Below are 13,760 nucleotides of genomic sequence, written 5' to 3' on the forward strand. Positions count from 1 at the left end.
TGAAACCTTATATTTTTTTTACGGCGGAATCGTCGCTTACCGTGGCAAGCAATTGCCGGATGGTTTGGTGCAGCACCGGATGTTGCAGTTCGGGGGCGATTTCATCCAGCGGTGCCAGCACAAACCGGCGTTCCTGCATCCGGGGATGGGGAAGGGTTACCTGGGGCAACGCGCAAACAAGGTCATTGTATAATAAAATATCGATATCAATCACCCGGGGTCCATACCGTTCGTTCCGGACCCGGCCCATACCGGATTCGATCTTTAAAATCATTTGCATCAGCGGCTCCGGCTGCAATGCCGTAGAAACCTGCAGGGCCTGGTTGTAAAAATCCGGCTGATGCACCAGTCCCCATGCTGCGGTTTCATAGATGGCCGACGTTTTCTCTATGGTACCAATATGCCGTTCAATCAATGCACGGGCTTGTTCCAAATGGGCAGTACGATCGCCCAGATTTCCTCCTATTAATAAAAATATCCGGTTCATCCTGAATATATAAACGATAATATTTTTGTGTGCTGCCTTTTCTACCGTGGAGCAGCATAACGGCTGAGCTCCCACAGCGCTGTATTGCCACCGCCTGGCATTAGCTCTGTTTCTCCTGTTCTCTGCGGTTAATAAAAATGTTCTGCATTCCTGCACGTCAAATATCTTTAATTTTGACATCTCATCAAAAGAAGATCCGTTTTAAAATTAACTATAATGCGTTCCTTTTTTAAAATATTCCTGGCCTCCTTCCTGGCGCTCCTCGTTTTTTGTGCCATCATCTTTTTCTTTTTTATGGGAATGGCCAGCAGTGCGGTTTCCAGCTCCATTCCGGTCATTGCCGATCCGTCGGTGCTGAAAATTAACCTGGGAGCGCCTTTTACAGAAATCTCATCCAAAGATATGCAGTCAATCGTACAGGCAAAATCATTGGAAGAAACGCCTACCTTATATGATGTGATCCGGCTGATAAAAAAGGCTAAAACAGACGACCGGATCAAGGTGATTTACCTGGAGGCGAACGGAAATGCAAACGGGTTTGCATCCAGCGACGAGATCCGGACCGCGCTGGCAGATTTTAAAAGTTCAGGAAAAGAGATCATCGCCTTTGGAAATACCATGACCCAGAAGGCTTATGCCGTGGCAAATATTGCCAATAAAGTGTATGTAAGCCCATCAGGGGATTTTGAATGGGTTGGCTACCGGGTAAACTACCTGTTTTTGAAAGGCGCCCTGGACCGGCTGCAGATTAACCCGCAGATCTTTTATGCCGGGAAATTTAAAAGCGCAACAGAACCGTTGCGGGCAGAAAAAATGACGGAGGCCAATCAACTCCAAACAAGCGTTTGGCTGAATGATCTGTATGCGGATCTTTTGCAAAAGACGGCGGCAGAGCGAAAGCTGGATACGGCCGTTTTGCATCAATGGGCAAACGAAGGTGTGATTGTTACGCCGCAGCAGGCTGTAGAGCGTAAACTGATTGATGGGGTTCGCTATGATGATGAATTACAAACTGAGATCAAACGGCAGCTGAAAATAGACAGTACCGATAAAATAAATTTTGTAAGCATTGGGCAGTATGCACAGGTAAACAAAAACCTGGGCGGCAGCGGCGAAAAAATAGCGTTGATCTATGCCGCAGGGAATATTGTTGATGGTAAAGAAGAGGAAGGTGTGATCAGCGATGGTGCTTATGTAGACTTGTTGCGAAAAGCGCGCCTGGATCCTTCTATAAAGGCCATCGTGGTACGGGTGAACTCAGGAGGCGGCAGTGCGCTGGCCAGTGATCATATCTGGCGGGAGATGAAACTGGCCCGGGCGGTGAAACCGCTGATGGTGAGTTTTGGAGATGTGGCGGCATCCGGCGGCTATTATATGTCCTGTGCGGCAGATAGTATTTTTGCATTGCCCGGAACGCTTACCGGATCAATCGGTGTATTTGGCGTGATACCAGATATGAGCGCATTCCTGAAAAATAAACTGGGGGTAACGTTTGACGGGGTTAGTACAGGGCCATTGGCCAATGCAGGTTCCATTGACCACCCGATGACCGATCAGGAGAAAAAGATCGTGCAGGGGAGCATCGAACGGGTGTATGAGCAGTTTAAACAGCGGGTGGCGGAAGGCCGTAAAAGAGATACTGCCTATATAGAAAGCATTGCCCAGGGGCGGGTGTGGACAGGACTGCGAGCCAAGGAGATTGGGCTGGTGGACAGTTATGGCGGTTTGCAGGATGCCATCAATGCGGCTGCAAAAAAGGCGGGCCTGAAAGAGTTTGAAGTAAAAGAATACCCACGGTATGGTAATTTGCTGGAACGGATCCTGGGCTTTAATAAGAACAGCAGCACCGAAACCATGGTGAAGCAGGAGCTGGGACCGGAATATGCAAAAGTATATCAACAGCTGAAATCGGTAAAGCAAATGACCAACAGTGTGCAGGCCCGGCTGCCGTTTGAATTTTTTGTTCAGTAAGCGGGGAAATGGTGAAGAGTGAATGGTGAAGAGGCAATGGGGAGAGATCAGATAAGGGAAATACTGGACTCATATAGGAAACGGAAATATTGAAATTAATCGGGTATCAACGAATAAAAATGAAGTATCGTCAGTCACGGGCTCTCTGGGCCATTACCAAGGCAAGTTTTAAGGCTATATTCAGCCAGCCATCTTCTCTTTTTTTTAGCTTGCTGTTCCCGATCATATTTATCCTGATTTTTGGAGCATTTACAGACAGGCCACCGGCTGCAAGAAGTGTGGCGATTGACCCGGTGGGCGATACCTCCGGTGTATTTTTAGACAGCCTTATAAGCAGCGGATTTATAAAAGTAGTGCCTTATAAAGATACGGCTGCCCGTAACGCCGACCTGGCTAAGGGAAAGCTCGATGCCGTGTTGCAGATCCGCAATGCAGCAGACACGGCCGGTGCAAAAGTGCTGATCCGGACCAGCGAAGCAGGAATGGCGGCTTTACCAGGATTGGTACGCACCATTGATTATGCGGCACTCCGTATGCAGCTGAACACAGCACACATAAAAAAGAACTATACCATTCAAACGGAGATCGTGCCGGGAAAAAAATACCGGTCGATCGATTTTGTGCTGCCCGGGCAGCTGGGCTTTTCCGTACTGTTTGCTACGTTATTTGGTATTGCCTTTATCTTTTTTAACCTCCGGGAACAGCTGGTATTAAAACGCTTTTATGCGTCACCGGTAAAAAAGCTGAATATCCTGATCGGTATCGGGGTTAGCCGTCTTTCCTTTCAGCTCATAAACGTAGTGGTACTGATCCTGTTTGGTCATTTCTTCTTACACTTTACCCTGGTGCATGGGGCCCTTACATTTGTGGAGATGCTGTTATTGTCGGTAGTGATGTTGTTCCTGCTGATGGGGGTAGGGCTGATCATCAGCAGCATTGCAAAAAACGATACGGTCATCCCGTTAATGATCAATGTTTTTGGATTTCCGCAGATCCTGCTTTCCGGAACTTTTTTCCCGGTAGAGGTATTCCCGAACTGGATGCAGCGCCTTTGTGAGCTGCTGCCGCTTACGCAGTTCAATAATGCTATGCGCAAAGTATCGTTCGAAGGACTTCATCTGTACGACTGCTGGAAGGAGCTGGGGTACCTGGGCATCTGGATCGTGGTGATTTATTTCACCGTTTCCCGGATCATGCGATGGGAATAACCCAGGTATAAATGTATTAACTGTTAGGGCCGGCGACCATATCCTAACCGGCAAATCCAATATCAACTATGAAGTATATAAAGCTTTTGATTTTTAGTGCGGTGATCCTTTTATTGACCATTACCGGAGTAACACTTTTGTTGCCTTCACATGTGCGGGTATCAAGAGCCGTAAACCTGTATGCGGGGAATGATTCGGTGTTGAACCAGGTAAGTGACCTGGCTAAATGGAAAAACTGGTATCCGGGTTTTGATACGCTGGAACTGAAGGACGCTGTAGTGGAGAACGGCCGGGTAATCAGGGCCTCTGTAAAGAATATACAACTGCAGGTGATCAATACCACCGATTCGCTGGTGACCGTTCAAATGAAGAAGGGCACACAGCCGGTACGCAATAGCTGGAAACTCATCCGCTATGCCCATTCAGATTCATTGACGCTTCAGAACTATATGGAGTTTGATTTTAAATGGTATCCCTGGGAGCGTTTTTCGGGTCTGCTGCTGGATGGCTCCTATGGCCGCATCATGGAGCAGGGATTAAGGCAGCTAAAGGAGCAAATGCACAAATAGCTGGAACCACAAAGACCCGAAGACACAAACTATCACAAAGGATGGAAATAAATCCTTCACGTTTCTTGGCGTCCTGGTACCTTCATGGCCACTACAAAACCCCGGAATACGCGCCTCCTATGTTTCTTAGTGCCTTAGCACCTTGTGGCAGAAATCGCTTAGTTTTTAATAAACTCCAGGTTGCGTTGAATGCCTTTAAGCTTTGTTCGCTTGATCGGCGAATGTTTGAAGACTATCCGGAATTGTTCTTCCGAAAACTGTTCCCATTCCCGGGTAGAAAGATTCAGGATCTCCGGCAGGGGCATAAATACTTCCTGCTGATGCGGCTTACTGAAGCGGTTCCACGGGCATACATCCTGGCAGGCATCACAACCAAATACCCAATCCTGGAACTGTCCTTTTACCGCATCCGGTATCAGCGCTTCCTTTAATTCGATGGTAAAATAAGAAATACATTTGCTGCCGTCTACCACTTTCCCGGGAAGGATGGCCCCGGTTGGACAAGCGTCGAGGCATTTCGTGCAGCTGCCGCAAAAATCCCTGGTGTAAGGATCATCATATTGCAGTGGCAGGTCGGTAATAAGGGTAGCAATAAAATAAAACGATCCGGCCCCTTTTACCAGCAGGTTGCCGTTCTTTCCGATCCAGCCCAACCCGCTTCTCCGGGCCCAGGTCCGTTCCAGCACAGGGGCAGAATCTACAAAGCCCCGCCCGCTGATATCTCCGATCTGCACCCGGAGACGGTGCAGCAGCGCATTCAACCGGGCGCGGATCACTTCATGATAATCCTGTCCGTAAGCATATTTTGAAACCCGGGGGCCATCGGTTTGCTGTAATTGCGGCGGATAATAATTCATCAGCAGGGTGATTACCGATTGAGCACCAGGAACCAGCTTTGTGGGGTCGATCCGCAGGTCAAAGTGATTTTCCATGTATTGCATCTGGCCATGCATGCCTTTTGACAACCATTGTTCCAGCTTTCGCGCATCTTCATCCAGCTGTACGGCTTTTGCAATGCCACAATAGTCAAAGCCCAGTTCCCTGCTGTATTGTTTAATAAGCTGTGTATGCTGTTCAATCGGATTCACCGGCGTAAAATTACGGGCTCCGTTAAATTAAACGGTAAATTTGTTCTGGCTAAAAACAGGAATGTAGCAAACGCTGTTGTTTCCAGGCGGATGACGGCCTTCTGCTTCTCAAATGTCAGGACATTAGAATGATAACCGGCAAGGGATCTCAAAGGAAATGCTGTTGCAGCGAATGGTTCCTGCTAAAATTTCATAAAACATTTATTTTGACTGCATTATAGTCAGTTTTGAAGAGGGTTTCCTGACAAAATTTCCATAAAAACCGGCTTGGATTTTGATTTGCTATCTCAATACCGGTCACCATAACTGATCCTGGATGCCAGGCATTCAGAATCCAAAATCAGGGAATGGGTAACCATTAACAATACAAATTATGAATCTAGGAAATTTTACAATTAAAGCAGCAGAGGCATTTCAACAGGCCCAGCAGTTGGCCTTTAATGCTAAAAATCCAAACATAGAGGTAGAGCATATCCTGAAAGCTTTGCTGGACCAGGAGGATTCACCGGTGGAGTTTCTTTTAAAGAAAAACAACGTGACATTGAACCTGGTACATGCCAAGCTGGATGAATTGATCCAAAAACTGCCTGTTACAAATGGAGAACCGGCACAGCAGATCAGCCGGGATGCTAATAACGTGGTTTTAAGGGCCGGGGCTGCCTTAAAACAATTTAATGATGAATTTATCACCCCGGAACACCTGTTACTGGCCATTGTACAGGGGAATGATGCTGCGGCAAAATTGCTGAAGAACGCAGGCCTTACCGAAAAAGGGCTGGTTATGGCAATCAGGGAGCTGCGAAAAGGCGATACTGTTTCATCGCAAACGCAATCGCAGGAGTTTAATGCATTAAATAAATATGCAAAGAACCTGAACGAACTGGCCCGCCAGGGTAAACTGGATCCGGTGATTGGCCGTGATGAAGAAATTCGCCGTACTCTGCATATATTAAGTCGCCGTACCAAAAATAATCCCATCCTGGTTGGGGAACCCGGTGTGGGTAAAACGGCCATCGTGGAAGGATTGGCCCACCGGATCATTAATGGTGATGTGCCGGAGAACCTGAAGTCGAAAGTGATTTATGCCCTGGATATGGGGCTGCTGATTGCCGGGGCTAAATACAAGGGCGAATTTGAAGAGCGTTTGAAAGGTGTGGTTAAAGAGGTAAGCGGAAGCGATGGGGAGATCATTTTATTTATCGATGAGATCCATACGCTTGTAGGAGCCGGCGGTGGTGAAGGGGCCATGGATGCCGCCAATATCCTGAAGCCGGCATTGGCGCGTGGTGAATTGAGAGCGGTGGGCGCTACCACCTTAAATGAATATCAGAAGTTTTTTGAGAAAGACAAGGCATTGGAACGGCGCTTCCAAAAGGTAATGGTGGATGAGCCTTCGGTGGATGATGCTATTTCTATTTTGCGTGGGTTAAAAGATAAATACGAAACCCACCATCATGTACGCATTAAAGATGAGGCGATCATTGCTGCTGTAGAATTGTCGCACCGTTATATTACAGACCGGTATCTTCCGGATAAGGCCATTGACCTGGTTGATGAGAGCGCCGCAAAGCTGCGGTTGGAAATGAATTCCATGCCGGAGGAGCTGGACCGCCTGAACCGTCATATCCGCCAGCTGGAAATTGAACGGGAGGCGATCAAACGCGAGAATGATGACGAAAAATTAAAACAACTCAATACCGATATTGCCAACCTGTCTGTAGAACGGGACACGCTGAAAGCCAAATGGCAGGAGGAAAAAGAACTGGTGGAAAAGATACAGACCGGCAAATCGAATATCGAAGATTTCAAAATTGAAGCAGAGAAGGCGGAACGGAATGGTGATTATGGCCGGGTAGCAGAAATCCGGTATGGTAAAATAAAAGAAGAAGAAGCCAAGATTGTCCGGCTTACAAAAGAGCTGAACGATACGGCAGAAAGCCGTTTGCTGAAAGAAGAGGTGGATGCAGAAGATATTGCCGAAAGCATCGCCAAAGCTACGGGTATCCCGGTTACTAAAATGATGCAGAGTGATAAAGAGCGGCTGCTGAATCTCGAAGCGCACCTGCACCAGCGGGTGGTAGGTCAGGACGAAGCCATCATTGCGGTGGCTGATGCTGTGCGCAGAAGCCGGGCCGGGTTACAGGATCCCCGCAAACCCATCGGATCCTTTATTTTCCTGGGTACTACGGGTGTGGGAAAAACGGAACTGGCAAAGGCCCTGGCCGAATTCCTGTTCGATGACGAAGGGATGATGACCCGTATCGACATGAGCGAATACCAGGAAAAGCATACGGTGAGCCGTTTGGTGGGCGCGCCTCCCGGGTATGTGGGATATGATGAAGGGGGGCAGTTAACCGAAGCCGTGCGGCGGAAGCCCTATAGCGTGGTATTGCTGGACGAAATTGAAAAAGCACATCCGGATGTATGGAATGTATTACTGCAGGTGCTGGATGATGGACGCCTGACCGACAATAAAGGCCGGGTGGTAAACTTTAAGAACACCATTATCATTATGACCAGCAACATCGGCAGTCATATTATACAGAATGCCTTTGAAGATGTAAGTGAAAAAAATGTAGAAGAAGCTACTGAAAAGGCGAAAACGGAGGTGATGAGCCTGCTGAGGGAAACCATTCGTCCCGAATTTCTCAACCGGGTCGATGAAATCATCATGTTCCACCCGCTGTTGAAAAAAGACATCGTGGACATTGTGAAGATACAATTGGAGGCATTGAAAAAACTGGTGGCCCAGAATGGCATCCAGCTGGAATTTAGCAATTATGCGCTCGAGTTCCTGGCCGATCAGGGATATGATCCCCAGTTTGGAGCAAGGCCGCTGAAACGGCTGATCCAAAAGGAGATCGTTAACCAGCTGAGCAAACGGATCCTGCAGGGCGACCTGGACCGGTCTAAACCGGTATTGGTTGATGTATTTGATAATATGGTCGTTTTCCGAAATGAAAAATAAGGCTGAACGAAAAGGACAGAACAGATCCCCGCAGTTGCGGGGATTTTTTTTAAGAAGAGGAAGGATGGGGTACAAATTGGAGCATCGCAGCCGGTTGCTCGCATGGCCTTCCGGGAGATCCGCGCCGCCCGGAAATGGTCTTAAATAAAATGAATTCGGGATGGCTTTTTATTGGCTGACAACCAGCCATTTGTATATGGCTATTTATTCCCTCAAAGAAAAAATTTGTAACAAGAAAAAAAAAATTATCTTCAACCGCTTTTTTGAGATATTTGTTGTATTTATGTATTGATTTTTAAAAGTTTAAAATCAACGCCGCCCTTCCAAACCAGAAAAATTTTTAAATTGTATGAGTCTGAAGAAAGAATCTGAAGAAATTATTGAGCCGAAGGACATATTTGTGGGCAAAAAAGACGCGCCTGTCGTATTGATGGAGTTTGGGGAATATGAAAGCGAAGAATGTGCCCGGGCCAATGAAATTGTAAAACAGATTTTGGAAAATTATGAAGGCACGGTAAAGCTTAATTTCCGCCACTTTCCTCAAACAAGAATTCATCAGAGAAGTTTGAAGGCAGCCGAATCCGCAATTGCTGCTGCGCAGGAAGGTAAGTTTTGGGAAATGCACAATGTGCTTTTTCAAAACAGACGGAATCTTGGTACCACAAGTCTGAAGTTGCATTCCAAAGAAGCGGGCGTAAACAACAAAAACTTTTTGGAAGAGCTGGTAAACGGAACCTATGGCTGGCAGGTGCAGGACGATCTGAAATATGGGATCGACCTGGGTGTAAAAGAAGTGCCAACCTTTTTTGTAAACGGCCAGATGGTAAAGGGAAAAACAACCTATGCGCTCCTTAGTCAGGCCATTGATGAAGCCCTTAAAGGTGCAAAGAAAAAGCCTGTGGATAAAGCGAAAGCAAAACCCAAAACAGAGCCCAAAGCAGAAGTGAAGACGGAGGTAAAACCGGCTGCAAAAGCACCTGTAAAAACAAAGACAAAAACCAAATAATTTTTTATTACAGTCCGCGCTTTGCAATACTTCTGTTGCAGGCGGCCCATGCGGATTTCTTGAAAGAACGGAATAGTGAAAAAGAACATTAAAAGGCTGAAATCCTTTACAGTAAAGGGTTTCAGCCTTTTTGGTGGAAGCGGCTTCCGCTTAATTGTTAAGCAGCGGGCAGACATGTGTGCCTTCTTTGCAGCACCAGCATTGTTTATATTTTCAGGGATTTAATTGAAAAAAATTCAAGAAACAATCGGAAAAAAACTTTTTTGTGCGATACGTAAAAAAAATAGAAGATTAAATTTTTTTTATGTTGAATAAATGTGGATATTCGCTGTCCCGCGAAACTTTTTTATCGTTATGAGAGGATGGTTTTTTGCTGGACTTTTAGGAGAAACATTATCGTAAATGCATCAATAAACTTGGTAACTTCTGATGGAGAAAAATGTCGAAAAAATCTGGTCGAATTGTTTAAAGATTATTAAAGACATTGTGGAGTGGCAGCACTATAAAACCTGGTTTGAACCGATTAAAGCAATTTCATTAAAAAATAATGTGCTGGTGATCCAGGTCCCCAGCCAATTCTTTTTTGAGTATCTTGAAGAACATTACGTAAATTTATTGGCAAAGACATTGAAGCGTGAGTTGGGGAAAGAGGCCCGTCTTGAATATCGCATCATGGTCGACAGTGGAAACAGCAAGAACAAACCACTGACAATGGATGTTACAGGTACGGGATATAAAACCTATTCCAATAACGAAATGGATTTTCCGCTCGTGATCAATAACCCCGTAAAGAATCCGTTTGTCATCCCGGGCATTAAAAAGATGCAGATCGATCCTCAGTTAAACGTGAACTATACGTTTGACGCATATATTGAGGGCGATTGTAATCGTGTTGCCCGCCGTGCCGGTAAAACGGTGGCGGAGAAACCCGGAGCCAATTCGTTTAACCCATTGGTTGTATATGGCGGTGTGGGATTAGGAAAAACGCACCTTGTGCAGGCCATCGGTAATGAGGTAAAGAAAACACATCCCAATAAGATCGTACTTTATGTAAGTTCCGAAAAGTTCATCAACCAGTTTATGGACCATAGCCGGAATAATGCCATCAATGACTTTATTCATTTTTACCAGCTGATCGATGTGCTGATTGTTGATGATGTACAGTTCTTCAGCAAAGCCGAAAAATCGCAGGATGCTTTTTTTGCCATTTTTAACCACCTTCATCAGTCAGGAAAGCAGCTGATCCTTACTTCGGATAAGTCGCCCAAGGACCTGGAAGGGGTGCAGGAACGACTGTTGAGCCGCTTCCGGTGGGGACTGAGTGCGGACCTCCAAATTCCTGATTATGAAACCCGTATCGAGATTCTTGAACGGAAAATGAAGGCCGATGGCCTTGACATGCCCAAGGAAGTAGTAAAATATATTGCGTATAATATCAATAGCAATGTGCGGGAACTGGAAGGTGCGCTGATTTCATTGCTGGCCCAGTCTTCCCTGAACCGGCGGGAGATTGACCTGGACCTGGCTAAGAAAGTACTCCGGAACTTTATTAAATCCTCTAGTAAAGAAATTACGATAGACACGATCCAGAAGATGGTTTGCGATTATTTTAATGTACCCTACGACAAACTGTTACAAAAAACCCGCAAACGGGAAATTGTGCAGGCCCGCCAGATTACGATGTACCTGGCCAAGTCTTTTACAAAAAACAGCCTGAAGACGATCGGGGAACATTTTGGTGGAAGAGATCACACTACAGTGATTCATTCCTGTCAAACGGTTAAAGACCTGATGGATACCGATGCTGTTTTTCGTGAAAATGTGCTGGAATTGCATCAGAAAGTGCAGTTGGCTGCCATGTAAAAGCGTCAGAAATCTTTTTGATTTTTTTTCATGAATTTGCACACAATTTTTAGTTTATATAGTTGAGTTTCTATATTTTTGCAACCCCTGAAAGGGGATCAGCCCCGGTGAGGTGGATGAGTGGCTGAAATCAGTAGTTTGCTAAACTGCCGTACGGGTTAAACTGTACCGCGGGTTCGAATCCCGCCCTCACCGCAAAAAAGAATAAGTGCTCCCAAAAGGGAGCATTTTTTTTGAGGGACCACGGAGGATAATTTGCATAAACGCCTGCGGCAATGATCTTTTAAAGGACTCTCAGACGTTCTTCTTCCAGATCCAGCTGGTACAATTGTCCCCGAATCAGCTCTTCGCTTATATCGGGATCTTTATTCAGCTCAACAAGGTATTTGCGTTGCATGTCAAGCATTTCTCTAAATACGATTTTTGTTTCCGCATTCATCCAGTCGTCATCGGTGGCCCTGCTTTTTTCTTCCCAATGCTGCATCATTTTTTGAATGACCATATTATTTTGAAAATGCCCGTTATCATATTTGTGTTTTAAAAACAGGCTTATTTCTTTTTTTAATCCGCTTTTTATTTTTTGCTTCTGTGCTTCTTCCGGGGATTCGGCAAAGGCTTCAAATACTTTGCTGCGCACGATAAAGTAGGGCAACGTAAGCCCCTGAACCACTAATGTGAGCAAGATGACCAGGAAGGTGATAAACAATATTAAATTACGTTGTGGGAAAGCAACAGGAACAGATAATGCTGCTGCCAGCGATACTACCCCTCGCATACCTGTCCAGCCCATTACCAATGGTGCATACCGCGCCGTTTTGGGAATCGTGGCCGGCAGTATTTGCCTCCTGAAAATAAAGGTGGCTAGCTGTGCTGCATAACCGCAAACAATACGGATTGCTATTAAAACAACAGTTACAAGCACTCCATAGCCAATTGCGGTGCTTAAGAAAATACCCTCCGCTTTTAGCCCCTGCACAATTTCCGGCAGATCCAACCCGATAATAAAAAACACAATACCATTGAGGATAAATACAAAACATTCCCATACACTAAATGCCCGTATGCGACTGGTGCTGTTTAGAAAAACGAGGTATTGATTGGCCATCAGCAGGCCACCACTTACTACGGCCATTACGCCGGAACTATGCACCTGTTCCGCAATCCAGTACATGCAATACGGCTCAATCAGCATAAAAGCGATATCAGAGGGTGCATCTGTAGGAAGTCGCCGGTGCATTTGAACAAATATCCAGCCCAGCAGCAACCCAATGCCGATGCCCCCGAAAATCATCCACAAAAAACTAAGTGCCGCAGCTTTCCAGATAAACTGTCCTGTGCCTACAGCTATCAGCGCAAACCGAAATATGATCAGTGATGAGGCATCATTCATAAGGCTTTCTCCTTCGAGAATGGTTGCTATTACTTTAGGGATTTTGACAAACCTGGTGATGGCTGCTACACTAATGGCATCGGGCGGAGATACGATACCACCCAGTAAAAATCCTAGCGCAATAGAGAACCCCGGAATAAAATAATTGGCAGCCACTGCTACAGTGCATGCTGTAACAAACACCACCAGAAAAGCAAAGCTGCTGATCATACGCCACCATTTGCGCATTTCTTTAAAAGAAACAGACCATGCCGAAAAAAACAATAAGGGCGGGAGGAAGACAAAAAAAATAAGATCCGGATTGATATGTATAACGGGCAGGCCGGGAATAAAACTGATCAATAGCCCAGCAATAATCAGCACAATGGGATAAGCTATTTTTAACCTGGTTGCCAGCATATTGAGAAGTACAATGGCAGCTATCATTGCTAAGAAAAACGGCAACAGTGTATGCATTGAACCTTAAATTTTAAATTGAACGAGAATGTCACAAAGGCTGAGCATTGGTATCTTAAGTAAATATATATAAAAAAAGCGCCTTCTAAAAGTGATTCTTGGCTTTTTTGTAAACAGTCCGGTTCGCTGGTATAACAAGCATCGTATAGTCTGGCTGGAAGTATGCGGCAAATATTTTAAACTGAAAACACCGGCCGGTTTTTGTTCTGATGATAATAACCCTTGGCTTTAAATGATTTTAATTAGGATGAAGGATGTTGGAAGAGTGACAGAAGGTTGAAATAATGCCATAGCAAAAGGCAGATCCGTTTTTGAACGGACCGGTACTTTGTTTAGCTTTAAATACGCGCCCTTCGGGAGCATTTAAGCTTACAGGCATTTGTGTTGGTAACGTATTAGAGCCCGGAGCGCGGTTTTCTTCACCACGCTGACCGGCCGTCCATTGTTTCACTACCGCCCTGAGTCATTCGGCGCGCCTTCCCAGGTGCTGGTATCGTGCGGATCTTTTAGCTGCTGTGTGCCGGTTGTAGTTGTAGAACTATCCGGAGTGGTAACCGTTCCGTTTACGCCGTCTGTTGGAGCGGGGGCTTTGTTCGATGGGTTGTTGCAGCTTCCCAATATGACTGCTGCGATCATGAATACCAGGATCTTCATAAAAAATAGTTTGAGTACATAGATAATCTGCCAAATACCATACCGGGAAACCGAGGTCAGACAACCGGCGGAAAGAAGGTAAGCGAACATTTATGACAGG

General features: G+C 45.7%; 10 protein-coding genes and 1 tRNA gene. 7 read left to right on the forward strand and 4 right to left on the reverse strand.

Annotation, left to right across the window (positions count from 1 at the left end; all coding sequences use genetic code 11):
- Window positions 1–7 precede the first annotated feature (7 nt).
- On the reverse strand, window positions 8–487 hold the full coding sequence (gene folK / locus Q1V85_RS08255; RefSeq protein ID WP_300598848.1) for a 2-amino-4-hydroxy-6-hydroxymethyldihydropteridine diphosphokinase: 480 nt from the start codon (window positions 485–487) through the stop codon (window positions 8–10).
- Window positions 488–703: 216 nt separating this feature from the next.
- Here folK and sppA point away from each other — a divergent pair, with 216 nt between their 5' ends.
- The 3 genes from sppA to Q1V85_RS08270 all read left to right on the forward strand — a co-directional run bounded on the left by sppA (window position 704) and on the right by Q1V85_RS08270 (window position 4,235).
- The gene (gene sppA / locus Q1V85_RS08260; protein ID WP_300598850.1) at window positions 704–2,458 is read left to right on the forward strand and encodes a signal peptide peptidase SppA; all 1,755 of its coding nucleotides are present in this window, start codon (window positions 704–706) and stop codon (window positions 2,456–2,458) included.
- Window positions 2,459–2,577: 119 nt separating this feature from the next.
- The gene (locus tag Q1V85_RS08265) at window positions 2,578–3,666 is read left to right on the forward strand and encodes an ABC transporter permease (protein WP_300598852.1); all 1,089 of its coding nucleotides are present in this window, start codon (window positions 2,578–2,580) and stop codon (window positions 3,664–3,666) included.
- A gap of 68 nt (window positions 3,667–3,734) precedes the next feature.
- On the forward strand, window positions 3,735–4,235 hold the full coding sequence (locus tag Q1V85_RS08270) for an SRPBCC family protein (protein ID WP_300598854.1): 501 nt from the start codon (window positions 3,735–3,737) through the stop codon (window positions 4,233–4,235).
- 158 nt (window positions 4,236–4,393) lie between these two features.
- On the opposite strand, the gene queG is transcribed toward Q1V85_RS08270, so the two are convergent.
- Complete coding sequence (gene queG / locus Q1V85_RS08275) at window positions 4,394–5,323, reverse strand: tRNA epoxyqueuosine(34) reductase QueG (protein WP_300598855.1); 930 nt, start codon at window positions 5,321–5,323, stop codon at window positions 4,394–4,396.
- Between the two features lie 373 nt (window positions 5,324–5,696).
- On the opposite strand from queG, the gene clpB reads away from it, so the two are divergent.
- From clpB to Q1V85_RS08295, 4 genes are all read left to right on the forward strand, one after another.
- The gene (gene clpB, locus Q1V85_RS08280; RefSeq protein ID WP_300598856.1) at window positions 5,697–8,291 is read left to right on the forward strand and encodes an ATP-dependent chaperone ClpB; all 2,595 of its coding nucleotides are present in this window, start codon (window positions 5,697–5,699) and stop codon (window positions 8,289–8,291) included.
- Window positions 8,292–8,640: 349 nt separating this feature from the next.
- Window positions 8,641–9,297 carry a thioredoxin domain-containing protein gene (locus Q1V85_RS08285; RefSeq protein ID WP_300598858.1) on the forward strand — a complete coding sequence of 219 codons (657 nt, stop codon included), beginning with the start codon at window positions 8,641–8,643 and terminating at the stop codon, window positions 9,295–9,297.
- Window positions 9,298–9,726: 429 nt separating this feature from the next.
- Window positions 9,727–11,160 carry a chromosomal replication initiator protein DnaA gene (gene dnaA, locus Q1V85_RS08290; protein WP_300598860.1) on the forward strand — a complete coding sequence of 478 codons (1,434 nt, stop codon included), beginning with the start codon at window positions 9,727–9,729 and terminating at the stop codon, window positions 11,158–11,160.
- Window positions 11,161–11,266: 106 nt separating this feature from the next.
- Window positions 11,267–11,355, forward strand: a tRNA-Ser gene (locus Q1V85_RS08295).
- Between the two features lie 88 nt (window positions 11,356–11,443).
- On the opposite strand, the gene Q1V85_RS08300 is transcribed toward Q1V85_RS08295, so the two are convergent.
- Together Q1V85_RS08300 and Q1V85_RS08305 are read right to left on the reverse strand one after the other, a co-directional pair.
- On the reverse strand, window positions 11,444–13,006 hold the full coding sequence (locus tag Q1V85_RS08300) for a Na+/H+ antiporter (protein WP_300598861.1): 1,563 nt from the start codon (window positions 13,004–13,006) through the stop codon (window positions 11,444–11,446).
- A gap of 450 nt (window positions 13,007–13,456) precedes the next feature.
- Complete coding sequence (locus tag Q1V85_RS08305) at window positions 13,457–13,750, reverse strand: hypothetical protein (protein ID WP_300598863.1); 294 nt, start codon at window positions 13,748–13,750, stop codon at window positions 13,457–13,459.
- Between the last annotated feature and the right edge of the window lie 10 nt (window positions 13,751–13,760).

It is taken from the genome of Niabella sp. (assembly GCF_030150205.1).
Classification (GTDB): Bacteria; Bacteroidota; Bacteroidia; order Chitinophagales; family Chitinophagaceae; genus Niabella.